Below are 12,726 nucleotides of genomic sequence, written 5' to 3' on the forward strand. Positions count from 1 at the left end.
TTTTATTTTTATTGTGTTTGTTTTACTTTCCTAAATTATAAATGATATTAATTCCAGCATTGATTGATTGTCTTGGAAAAGTAGTTGAAACAGCATATTGGAATGTTTGATGGTTATAATAAAATGAAGCTGTTAAATTGCTACTTAAATTATAGTCTGCCATAAACTTTAATCCGAATAATTTTTCTCCTCCTGTTATCTGACTATTTTCTTCATCAACACTTCGTATTAATGTTAAATTATCTCTTAACGAAATGTCTGCTCTTAAATTAATATCTCCTTTTAATGTTTCTTTTTTTCCTGTAAATCGAGTTACAAATTTAACATCTCTAATCTTATATCCAAATCCAACAACATATTCTGTTCCTTTTATATCAGTTAATGTGTTATTATTGAAATTTAATGTTAAACTTCTATCTTTTCTTACTTCTCCTTTAAATGAGAATGAATTCTTCATTCTAAAATCAACTTTTACAAGTGGAGAGAATTCATCAATTAAAGTTGCCGACGAAAGTAATAGTTCTGATTGATAATTACCAGAAGTATTTGTATTTGTTGGTGAAGAAGCATCATATTGTAAGTTATTTGTGTAATTCCCTATGGTATAAGATGATTTATATCCATGTGATAATGTAAATGAAGAGAATGTTTTTTTAAACCATTTATACTTCATAAACCCATTATAACGCAATCTCCAATTAGGTATCGGTATGTTCTTAAATATTCCTGTACTTACTGAATTTGGACTAGTACCTGAATATGCTGCAAGAAAGGCTGGCAACATTGCTTGCTGCCCATTAACTTTATATCCTGCCCCTGGTGTATTTGGCAATCCACTTTCATTAGACAACCTATTGGCTATTGTATTTCTATAATCTAAGAAATTTTGATATAAAGTTTCATTATCTGTAAATACAGTTCCTAACATAAAGTGACTAATACTATAATCTCCTGTTTCAAAAGCTTTTATATTAGGGTCTTGATGAAAACCTCCACTTCCATCAGAAATTATATCTAATTGCTGATTTAATCTAGTTGTTTGAATTCTTCTACCTGTTAAATCTATAGTTAAGTTTTTAACTGGTTTTATTGAAATATTATAATCTAACTTTTTATAACTGTTTTTACCATAATTCTTATTATAGTAAGGTTGATTAGGGTCGTTCTGACTTGTTCTCGTTACTAACCAACCGTTTTCTATAGCTGTATTTAAAATATCTGTCTGACTTCCAAATACAAAACCTAATGTTGGTGCTAAACCTCCACCATATGAATTTCTTCCTAAGAAACCTACAGATGGTTTATATCCTTGTAATAAAGTTCCGTTGTTTTGTGAATAACTAATCTTAGCTCTTTTCACCGAAGTTAGAACATCATATAATCCTTTCATTACCTTGTGACCAAAAGAAGCATTCTTTTTCAACTTAGCCTTTGGAGTTGTTGTTTTAGCTCCTAGAGCAACTGTTCCTTTTTTAGTTGGTCTTTTCTTTGTTCCTTTTAACAACAGTTTATCTAACTTCAAAGTTTTGTAGAAACGTCCAAAGTCTATATTCGTATTTAAATTATGTGTATTAGCATTTTGAATCATATTACCTACTACATCTACATAACTTACGCTTTGACCATTTGGTAAATCTAAATTACTTTGAGCACTTGCTTTCCAATCGAAATCAGCAGTATATCCATAATCAGCAGTAACAAAACCTAAATATGGTAATTTATTAATTGGTAATTTATAAGTTGCGTTTAATTTTTGGTGATAATTATCTGGTCTACCTACATTAAAGAACTTATCATAAATTTCTAAATTCTCATCTTCTCCAAAACTATCATAAATATAGTTATTAGCCGCATTAAAGTTTAATTGTAACGATTTTGTCAAATCAAACCCTATTGTATAATCCCAATTAAATAAAAATCTACGTTGTATTAATTCTGGTTGAGCGGATAAACCTATATTTTGTACTAGATTTCTAGATTGCTGAGAATTATAATTTCTATTAATTCTTGAATTAACAGCTATATTTTTTGGAACAGGATTAATATTTAAATCTTTTATAAATCGTAAATATCTACTCTTAAATAATTTCGAACTCTTGAAAGGTTCTATTACAAAAGGCTTGAAAGTAAAATTATAACTTGCTCCAGCCATAACATTTCTGTTAATATACTTTTCAATGTTATAATCTTTGTGAAACTCTTCACTGTGCGAATATGAAACAGAAAAGTTTTCTACATCATAAAATTTTGGTTTCTTTTTACTTTCTGGGTTCTTATTCTTTTTTACATTTATAAAACTAATACTTTGTCTACGTGTATAGTCTTGAGCATTCTTACTATTAGGATTTTTATCTAATGCATCTTTTAATTCTACATCTTGAAATTGCGGATCGTATTTTGGATCTCTAAACTCTTCCCCATAACTATAACTCATAGGTATTTGCATATTCCATTTTTTAGGCATCATTTTACCTAATTGAATATTTGTTGCTACACTATATTGTTTTGTTTCTTCAATACTTCTTTGTTGTACTCGGTCCTCAACATTACCAAAACCAATAGTAGACATTCTTCCTGCTAATGATACATTCATTACATCAGCAAGATTAGCATCTGCATTTAATACAGCAGCCCATCCTCCTTTGTTATCAAAACCTACAGCTCGTAATTCGTTAAACCATACTTCTATAGATTTATTATCAGTAACTTCCGTATTCTTAACTCCTAACATTACTGTTCTTATCTGAGCTAATGTAGGATTACCTCTTACAAAAATTTTCAAACCATTTGAACTAGTTGAAGAAAACACATCTGTTATACTTTGTCCTAAAGGTCTTTGTATTTTTAAATTCGCTAACTCTTGTAATGGTATTTCTAAATCATTTTCTGTTGGCCAAACTTTATCAGGTTCTGGAGTTGACCCTGGCGTTAATTTACTATACACTAAAGGCTTGTGAACTTCATAATAATTATCATTTAAGTCGGTACCTAAACGAATAATGGCTTCGGCATTTGCTGCTTCATCTTGAGTAGCTACTCCATCTGGATCTTCAGCGTGTAAAAACATACGTAACTTCTTATATCTACGCATATCTATACTAATGTTTTTATAAATAGTTCTTATTTGGTCAGCTGGCAAATCGGTAACTTTTAAAGTTACTGACTGTTCATTTTGACGTTGAATTCTATTTGTTCCTTGCAACTGTTCTCTAAGAATACCTGGAGGAAGTGCATATTTTTCTTGGTTTTGCTCTATACTCACTACTCCAACTTCAAACTTATTTAGCTCAGCTGGAGCTAATTCAACTGGAGTTGTTATACTAGGTAACACTTTTGTATATCTACGCCAATCTCCTCTTACCAATTCTAATTCTCCAAAACGTAAAACTATTGGCATTTTAAATTGAGTAAGGAACATTCTAATAAAACGAATACTATTAAAATCGGTAATACCGTTTATTTTCTGAGCATCAGTTACATTTCTAATTGGAATTCTAAATTGATACCAAGTTGTTGTTCTTGTAGATCCGTTTGCTAATGTTACTGGCTCACTCTTTGAATCGATAATATGATTTTTTCCTACTTGTAAATCACTTTTATTAAATGATACTTCATATTCAAAATAGCTATTTACAGGATTCATTGTTTGATCCTTGTTAATATCTTCTACATCTGGATATGTTGTAGATGATGTAGGAAATGCTTCAGTAGATTGACTTGCTGTTGGTGAATTTCCTTGTGTTCCGTTATAGTTTTTATAACGTGATAAAACTGAAGGATTTGTTGCTTCAATATCCCCACCTCTAAAAAACTGGAAATTATCACCTGCTGGATCATCTAAAGAAGCAAATGCAGGATATAATGCTTTTTCTTCTGCATCTGTTAATCCATCTAATCCAATATCTTGATTTACCCTTGCTTCATTACTAGAATCAAAAGCATATAATATTGATGGATTTATTGGTGTATTTCCCCAAACTGTTGCATTTACATTATTTCCAGGAATTTTATTTCCATCTACTGGTAATCCGTTTTCATACTGCTTTCTACCATCTTTTAAGATATCTTCCGATACACTTCCTAAGTTGATAAATAACTTTCCTACCTGATTAATTGGGTCTTGTGGATTTATTCCTGCTGGTAACCCTTCTTCTTGATTAATTGAGTAATTCTCATATGGATCCATTACCCAAAACTGAATATACTCAACATTTGCTTGTTCAAAATTATTGGTGGTTAAAGCTCTCATAATTCCTCCCCAACGCTCTTCTGGAGTTACAGAATTTGCATTTTGATTATAGTTATAAGGACCTCTTTCTGAAGGATAATAAGCTAAATCTAAAGTACGAACTAAATTTTGCTGTGTTATATCTAAATCTGTATTGGGAAATAATTCATTGTATCGTATTTGACGTACCTCATTTCTTGACAATTCATTCTCATCAATATTGCCTGGTCTATTTCCACTTCCATAAAAAAGCTGGTCAATGTTATACCACGCTAATTTACCTCTTTTGTAGTTATAAGATATATCATTTACACCCCCATCAAAACCTTGCGACTCTGGTGTACTTGCTAAAAACCACTGTTGTGGAGAACTTAAATTAATTGGTATCTGCGATGCTTCAAAATCATCTAAATAAGACGTGGCTGTTCCATCTACATTAATTCCACTAGGTGATCCTGGTAATAAGTAAGCCATATCTGCTCTTACCGATACATTAGATGGCGCATCAGTTTCTACAAATGGTAATTTGTTTGCTAATTTTGTTAAATAAGGAACCTCTGCTGAATAATCTAAGTTTAAACCTAACATTACATTATCTATAGGCTCTCCTCCAAAGTTTACTTTTGGAGTAATTGGTCTTTCACTTACATTTAAGAAAGTACCTCCTAATATAAATTTTTCTGAAAAACGGTGCTCTACGTCAATTCCTATAAATGTTTTTCTTTGCTGATTAAAGAAAGTATTATTTTCTACTGTAGCATTAATTGGTGTTCCAGAAGCTTCCAATCCTGGATCTAAAATCTGAACACGCCCTAACTGATAATCTACTACGTAATCAATTCCTTCAACTAGTTGTCGTCCTCCTGCTGTAACACGTACTGAACCTCTAGGAACATTAAAGGCTCCTAATGAAATCCCTCTACTTGTTTCTGATTTAAAATATCCTTTTAAAAAGAATTTATCTTTATTTTGATATTCGTTTTTTGCCTGAATCTTTGTTGTTAAATATAACTCTTCAAACAAATATTTGTCTTGATCTGTTGTATTCGTTAACTCATCCCTCAAATCAATACCAAACGGTTCTGGTTCTGGGAATAACACATATCCTCTTTCTGAGTTTACAGTAATTCCTTCCACATAATCGAAGAAACCATCTCCATTAGGAACTGCATATTGACTTTGATCTAGTTTATCTAAATTTAAGATTCGCAGTAGAGGTTTATCTGTAATACCTGGTGTCTGAGCATTTTGCAGTGTATTTTGTAAGGTGCCTGTTTCATCATCTCGATATAACAATTCAAAACGAAAACCATCTCTTTGTAATGGGAATGCTCCTAAAGCATACACGTTCTTCATCATTAAACGCCAAGTTGGAAATGCCTCAGCTGGTACTCCAGAAGTTCCACCAGTACCTGGTCGAACAGTATTTAAGATTTCACTACGTAATAACTTTACTACTAAATTTGAAGGTGCTACAACTCCATCGTTTGAGAATTCTCCTACTTTAAAAACGGTTTCACCATTAGACGCTCCTACAACAGTATACTCATATGCTACTGCTAATACCTCTCCATCATTTAACCTTCTATTTAAAGAAATAAATCCTAATTGAGGATGCAATCTAAATTCGTTAGCCTGAAGTTTACGTGCATTTTGTAAATATGAATAGTTAAACCCTTGTTGTGGAGTAATTCCTATACCTGTAATTGCATTATCTACTGTTGCTACATCTCTAATTCCTCCTACAGTAGTTGCTAATAATGGATTTAAATTATTAACACCATTATATGGTAATATTTTAGAATTAACCGATACCGCTCCAGGAATTGCATTAATTTCTGTTGGGTTTACCTCATTTGCATCACTAGATTCTCCTAAATCGGCAAGAGCAACTATACTACGGTAATCATTTACATTTTGAGTTCTATTAGTTATCCAAACTTCAACTCTTGTAATATTTATAGGACTACTTACTAATGGATAATTATTTAATGCTTCCTTATAATTTTCTCTAAAATATTGAGATAAGAAAAAGTGACGATCATTATCATAATCTGAAGCTCTCAACTCAAAAGGTTCAATCGTTGCTCCTCCTTCTGCTATTACAGTTTTAGATTGTGAATTTTGTTGCGAAAATGCTGCTGTTATATATGTCTTTCCAAATTGCAACTCGGTTTTCACCCCAAATAAAGACTGTGCACCATTTATTAATGAGTTTTTAATTGGCATACTAATATTACCTGCTTCAATATTTCTTACAATATCATCTTCAGTGGGAGTATACTCTAATTTGATAATATTTTGAAAATCGAAAGTAGATTGAGTATCATAGTTTGCTGTAACTTTTAAGCGCTTTCCAACCTTTGCTTGTAAGCTTGCACTAATTTGCTGATCAAAATCAAAAGTAAAACTACTTTGATTTTCTATAGATATTTGTGGATTTTCATTTTTCTGATAAACTCCTCCTAGTTTTATATTCACCTGTCCCGAAGGAATAACCTCAACTGTATTTCCACCAAAAACAGATTCAAAAAATTTAGAATTTACATAGTATTTAGGTAATAAATTCTTTCTTGCGTTTTTATTTCCTTTTTTCTTTGGGTTGGTAGCATCAACTTTTTCTTTAAAATAGTTTTTTATATCGTTTTTTAAAAGGTATTTATCATACTCTTCAGGAGTCATAAAAATAGGAGTTCCAACGTAGTAGTCTCCTATTTTTTCTACTAAAACAAATTTATTTATTGCTTTATCGTAAGTTACAATTTTCTCTACTGGATTGTTTAAATACAACGCTCCGTTTTTGGTATAACCAAAATTATACTTTAAAGGTATAACTGTATCTTTTTTTACTGTATTTGTACTATTTCCTGAAGTGTTCTGCGAAAACGAAACAACACTTACCAAAAGAGTAAGTGTTGCCAGTAATCTATTCATAACCTTTTTTTCCAACCTTGTTTATAAGTTTTTCAACGCCTGCTTTATTAGCTTTTCAACACTAGCATCAGGTGTTTCTTTTAATATATTTCCAACTACTTTATCAGCTTGTTTACGGGCAAAGCCAAGAACCTCTAATGCAGATAACGCTTCTTCTTTATTTGTATTGTTTTGTACAACAGAAACTTCATCTAAATCGAACGTTTTTAATATTTTGTCTTTCAAATCTACTATAACACGCTGAGCAGTTTTTGCACCAATACCTTTTACTGATTGAATCAGTTTTACGTTTTCTGATGCTATAGCTTGCTGTATTTCTTCAGATGTCATTGAAGATAACATTGTTCTGGCTGTACTAGGTCCAACTCCAGAAACAGATGTTAACAAACGAAAGACTTCTCGTTCAATTTTATTAGAGAACCCATATAAAGTATGAGCATCTTCTCTTACCGATAAATGAGTATACAACAATACGTTTTCATCATCTGGTAAAGATGAGTATGTATTTAAAGAAATATGCATTAGGTATCCAACTCCATTACAGTCTACTACTGCATATGTTGGATTTTTTTCAACAAGTTTCCCCTTAATTTGTGTAATCATTTAGCTGATTTTCTAGTTGTCTAAAATAAATAAAAATATTTCTTTTTAAAAACCTTATTTATCAAGACTTTAAACTTTTATTACTTATTTGTTTTGCTTTCTCGCTTTGTTTTGAGCGTCAACAACAGCTACTGCAGCCATATTAACCATCTCATCTACACTAGCTCCTAATTGTAAAATATGAACTGGTTTACTCATCCCCAATAAAATAGGTCCTATTGACTCTACTCCATCAACTTGTTTCATTAACTTATAAGTAATGTTTGCTGATTCTAAATTAGGGAAAATTAAAATATTTGCTCTTTTACCATTTAGTTTTGAAAACGGAAATTCTTTTGCTAATAACTCTGGGTTTAAAGCAAAATCTGCTTGTAATTCTCCATCTACAATTACATTTGGATTATGACGGTGGATATACGAAACAGCCTCTCTAATTTTTACAGAAGTTTCAGATATTGATGAACCAAAATTAGAAAAGCCTAGCATTGCTATGTGTGGTTTCATACCAAACATTTTTGCTAACACTGATGTTAACTGACTAATTTTTGATAAATCTTTTGCTGTCGGATTAATATTTATCGTTGTATCTGCTAAGAACATTGGCCCTTGCTTTGTTAGCATCATATTAGTTGCTGCTACACGAGTAACACCTTTGTCTTTTTCTATTAAAGTCAACATTGGTTTTACTACCGAAGAATATGATCTTGAGTATCCAGTAATTAAAGCATCTGCTTCTCCAGTATTCACCATCATTGCTGCAAAATAATTACGCTCACGCATCCATTTTTTTGCTTCTAACAATGTAACCCCTTTACGTTGTCTTGTTTTCCAGAAAGCTTCAGCATAACGATCTCTTCTTTCTTTTTCCACATCTGTTTTAGGATCGATGATAAGAACGTCGGCATCAAATCCTAATTCTTTTTTCAATTCTAAAATAACTTCTTTTCTTCCTAATAAAATAGGGATACCTATTTTTTCATCATGAACTCTTTGTGCTGCTTTTAATACATCTAAATGATCTGCCTCAGCAAAAACAACTTTCTTAGGATCTTTCTTAGCTCTATTATGTAATAAACGGATTTCTTTACTTCCTGTTCCTGAACGATCCATTAACTCATCACGATATTTATCCCAATCTGTTATTGGCTCTTGAGCTACTCCAGATTCTATTGCTGCTTTGGCAATTGCTGGTGGAATTTCATAGATTAATCTTGGATCAAATGGTTTTGGAATAATATAATCTCTACCAAACGATAAACTTACTTCATCGTATACAATATTAACTTGTTCTGGCACTGACTTTTTAGCTAAATCTGCTAAAGCATGTACAGCAGCCATCTTCATTTCTTCGTTAATTTTAGTTGCTCTAACATCTAAAGCTCCCCTAAAAATAAACGGAAATCCAAGTACATTATTAACTTGATTAGGATGATCAGACCTACCAGTAGCCATTATTATATCGTCTCTTGTTTCAACTGCTAAGTCATAAGCTATTTCTGGTTCCGGATTGGCCATTGCAAATACAATAGGATCTTTTGCCATTGATAATAACATCTCTGGAGATACTACATTTCCTTTTGACAGTCCTATAAAAACATCAGCATTATGCATTGCTTCCTCTAAAGTATTTACATCTTTATCAGTTGCAAACTCTTCTTTTTGCGGAGTTAAATTACCTCTATCTTTTCTAATAACTCCTTTACTATCGCACATTACAACGTTTTCTCTTTTAGCTCCTAATGCTAAATATAAACGTGTACATGAAATTGCAGCTGCTCCAGCTCCATTTACAACTATCTGAATATCTGAAATATCTTTCTTGATAATTTCTAAAGCGTTTTTCAATGCTGCTGCAGATATAATAGCTGTCCCATGCTGATCATCGTGCATTACAGGAATATCTAATTCCTCTTTTAATCTTCTTTCTATTTCAAAAGCTTCAGGAGCTTTGATATCTTCTAAGTTAATTCCTCCAAAAGTTGGAGCAATAGCTTTAACTGTTTCTACAAATTTATCTACGTCTGTTGCATCAACTTCAATATCAAAAACATCGATATCGGCAAAAATCTTAAATAGTAAACCTTTTCCCTCCATTACAGGTTTAGACGCCTCTGGTCCTATATCTCCTAAACCTAAAACCGCTGTTCCATTAGAAATAACAGCTACAAGGTTACTTTTTGCTGTGTATTTGTAAACGTTATTTTTATCTTTTGCTATTTCTAAACAAGGTTCTGCTACTCCTGGCGAATAAGCTAAAGATAAATCGTGCTGTGTAGCATACTTTTTAGTAGGTACAACTGCTATTTTCCCCGGTTTTGGTTTTGCATGATATAGTAAAGCTTCGCGCCTTTTTCTAGAATCACTCATAGGTTTGATATTGTTTGTTTGAACCTACAAATATACGTTTTTGTTATTTAGTAAAAATAATTTCTAACATGATAAAAATCATGTTTGTCGTTTAATTTTCAATTTAATTTTGCAGTATTATTCAATCTAAATTTTCAAAACTATGAATACTCCCCCACGACAAATAATCGACGAAGAAGTAAAATGGGACAAAACCAAAACCATTGTAAGTAAAACCGATACATATGGTACCATTTTATATGCTAACGATGTTTTTGCTAACACATGTGAATACAGCCCTATTGAATTAATTGGCGAACCACACAATATTATTAGACACCCCGATATGCCTAAAGTTGCATTTAAAGCATTATGGGATGCCTTAAAAAGAGAAGAAAACTACCACGCCATTGTAAAAAATTTAACCAGAACAGGAAGATACTATTGGGTTATTACCGATTTTGTTATTGACAAAAATGATGATGGAGAAGTTACTGGATACACCGCAAGAAGAAAAGCTGTTCCGGATAGTGTTGTAAAGAAAATTGAACCTTTATACAAAACACTATTAGATATAGAAAATATGAAAGGTGAAAAAGCAAGTGAATTATATTTTGAAGCTTACTTAAAAGAAGAGGTTGGTAAAAGCTATGATGAGTTTGTTGTAGATTTATTTGAACAAGAGAAATCTAAAGAACAAAAAGCAATCACAGATAGTCAAAAAGTAGAAGAGGAAGAAGAAACAAGCAAACTAAAAAAAGGATTAAATTGGTTTTTCTTCGGTGATTTCCTTTAATCTTTAAACTTTTCACAATAGTAAAAAACAGTAACTTTTTATCTAAAATTTAAGGTTACTGTTCTGTTAGTTTTATTATTTTTGTTTAGACTAAATTAGTGTTAAATGACAAAAATATCCCTCAGGCCAACAACCATTATTGATGAAGAAGTCAAATGGAACAAAAACGAAATTATTATTAGTAAAACCGACCTTCACGGAACAATTTTATACATGAACGATACTTTTGAAGAAGTTTCTGAATACAATAAAATTGAACTAATAGGTGAACCACACAATATCATTAGACATCCCGACATGCCTAAAGTTGCATTCAAAGTTTTATGGGATTCTTTAAAGAAAGGTGAAAACTTTCATGCTATTGTAAAAAACCTAACTAGAACTGGAAGGTATTACTGGGTAATTACCGACTTTACTATTGACAAAGATGATAATGGCAAAATGACTGGTTACACAGGCCGTAGAAAAGCCGTACCAGAAAGTGTTATTAAAAAGATTGAACCTCTTTACAAAACTCTTTTAGATATTGAAAAAATAAAAGGTGAAAAAGCAAGTGAATTATATTTTGATGCTTATTTGAAAGAAGAAGGTAAAACCTATGATGAATTTGTTGTAGACTTATTTGAGCAAGAGTCTTTAAAAGAAAAGAAAAACAATCAAGTACGAACACAAAACGAAACAGAAGAGCAACCAAGTAAAATTAAAAAAAGTTTAAACTGGTTTTTCTTTGGTGATTTTCTCTAAGAGAAATGAGAGCTATCTGAATTTCATATTCAGGTAGCTTTTATTTATTCACTCAAGAAAGAGATATTTCTTGTTAAACCAGAAAATTTAGTCCTTTTAACCGCAGACTTTTTAAACACTTTACTAAATGTTTCTTGTGTTAATTCTTTCCAATCTCGTTGCGTCATTTCTAACAAGTCCCCCTGTGGTGCAAATAAAGGCTCTGAATGTGGCTTTGAAAAACGATTCCACGGACACACATCCTGACAAACATCACAACCAAACATCCAATCTTCATTCATTCCTTTAAACTCAGTAGGAATAGCATCTTTTAATTCAATTGTAAAATAGGAAATACATTTACTTCCATCCACTGTGTTATTTGGCAAAATTGCTTGAGTTGGACAAGCATCTATACAACGAGTACACTTTCCACAATGATCTGTTTGAAAAGCATGATCATATTCAAGTTCTAAATCAATTATTAATTCTGCCAAGAAGAAAAATGAGCCTTGTTGTTTTTGAATTAACAACGTATGCTTTCCATTCCAACCCAAACCAGCTTTTTCTGCCCAAGCTCTTTCTAAAACTGGAGCTGAATCAACAAAACAACGACCAGAAACCTCTCCTATTTCATCATTAATTAACGTTAACAACTCTCTAAGTTTTTCTTTTATTACATGATGATAATCTTGACCATAAGCATATTTAGAAATCTTGTAACTATCATCATTCTGAACCTTTTCTGGGAAATAATTGTATGACAATGATATAACAGATTTAGCTCCTTCAACTAACAACCTAGGATCTAAACGTTTATCAAAGTGGTTTTCCATATAGCGCATTTCACCATGGTTATTATTATTTAACCATTCTTCTAAGCGTGGAGCTTCCTCTTCTAAAAAATCGGCTTTAGCAATACCACATGCCAAAAAACCCAATCGTTTTGCCTGTTCTTTTATAAATTTGGAATATTGCTCTTTATGGTTCAAAACACTTATTTTATGGCGCAAAATTAACAAAAGTTTTATTTTATTATTTTATTCACTTTTGTTTAACAAATAAATGCAGACCTTTGTTCGTTAGTATATAAAAT

General features: G+C 31.6%; 6 protein-coding genes. 2 read left to right on the forward strand and 4 right to left on the reverse strand.

Going from position 1 to position 12,726, the window contains the following annotated elements; all coding sequences use genetic code 11:
• Positions 1-22: 22 nt before the first annotated feature.
• The 3 genes from sov to ACOQN8_RS05010 form a co-directional block, all read right to left on the reverse strand.
• The gene (gene sov / locus ACOQN8_RS05000; RefSeq protein ID WP_420551849.1) at positions 23-7,162 is read right to left on the reverse strand and encodes a T9SS outer membrane translocon Sov/SprA; all 7,140 of its coding nucleotides are present in this window, start codon (positions 7,160-7,162) and stop codon (positions 23-25) included.
• A gap of 21 nt (positions 7,163-7,183) precedes the next feature.
• Entirely contained in the window at positions 7,184-7,765 is a 582-nt protein-coding gene (gene ruvA / locus ACOQN8_RS05005; RefSeq protein WP_235274324.1) for a Holliday junction branch migration protein RuvA, read from the reverse strand.
• 84 nt (positions 7,766-7,849) lie between these two features.
• Positions 7,850-10,132 (reverse strand): NADP-dependent malic enzyme, encoded by a 2,283-nt coding sequence (locus ACOQN8_RS05010; protein ID WP_420551850.1) that lies wholly within the window; start codon positions 10,130-10,132, stop codon positions 7,850-7,852.
• Between the two features lie 142 nt (positions 10,133-10,274).
• On the opposite strand from ACOQN8_RS05010, the gene ACOQN8_RS05015 reads away from it, so the two are divergent.
• Both ACOQN8_RS05015 and ACOQN8_RS05020 read left to right on the forward strand, forming a co-directional pair.
• The gene (locus ACOQN8_RS05015; protein WP_420551851.1) at positions 10,275-10,907 is read left to right on the forward strand and encodes a PAS domain-containing protein; all 633 of its coding nucleotides are present in this window, start codon (positions 10,275-10,277) and stop codon (positions 10,905-10,907) included.
• 105 nt (positions 10,908-11,012) lie between these two features.
• Positions 11,013-11,651 (forward strand): PAS domain-containing protein, encoded by a 639-nt coding sequence (locus ACOQN8_RS05020; protein ID WP_420551852.1) that lies wholly within the window; start codon positions 11,013-11,015, stop codon positions 11,649-11,651.
• 44 nt (positions 11,652-11,695) lie between these two features.
• Here ACOQN8_RS05020 and queG read toward each other — a convergent pair whose 3' ends face one another.
• Positions 11,696-12,622, reverse strand: a complete 927-nt coding sequence (queG, locus tag ACOQN8_RS05025) for a tRNA epoxyqueuosine(34) reductase QueG (RefSeq protein WP_420551853.1) — start codon at positions 12,620-12,622, stop codon at positions 11,696-11,698.
• Between the last annotated feature and the right edge of the window lie 104 nt (positions 12,623-12,726).

Source organism: Tenacibaculum aiptasiae, from assembly GCF_965221665.1.
Taxonomy (GTDB): Bacteria; Bacteroidota; Bacteroidia; order Flavobacteriales; family Flavobacteriaceae; genus Polaribacter; species Polaribacter aiptasiae.

Excerpts from the sequence above, each read along its gene's own strand:
- ACOQN8_RS05015 (WP_420551851.1), top strand. The coding sequence starts at position 10,275 with ATGAATACTCCCCCACGACAAATAATCGACGAAGAAGTAAAATGGGAC.
- ACOQN8_RS05010 (WP_420551850.1), bottom strand. The coding sequence starts at position 10,132 with ATGAGTGATTCTAGAAAAAGGCGCGAAGCTTTACTATATCATGCAAAA.
- ruvA (WP_235274324.1), bottom strand. The coding sequence starts at position 7,765 with ATGATTACACAAATTAAGGGGAAACTTGTTGAAAAAAATCCAACATAT.
- ACOQN8_RS05020 (WP_420551852.1), top strand. The coding sequence starts at position 11,013 with ATGACAAAAATATCCCTCAGGCCAACAACCATTATTGATGAAGAAGTC.
- sov (WP_420551849.1), bottom strand. The coding sequence starts at position 7,162 with ATGAATAGATTACTGGCAACACTTACTCTTTTGGTAAGTGTTGTTTCG.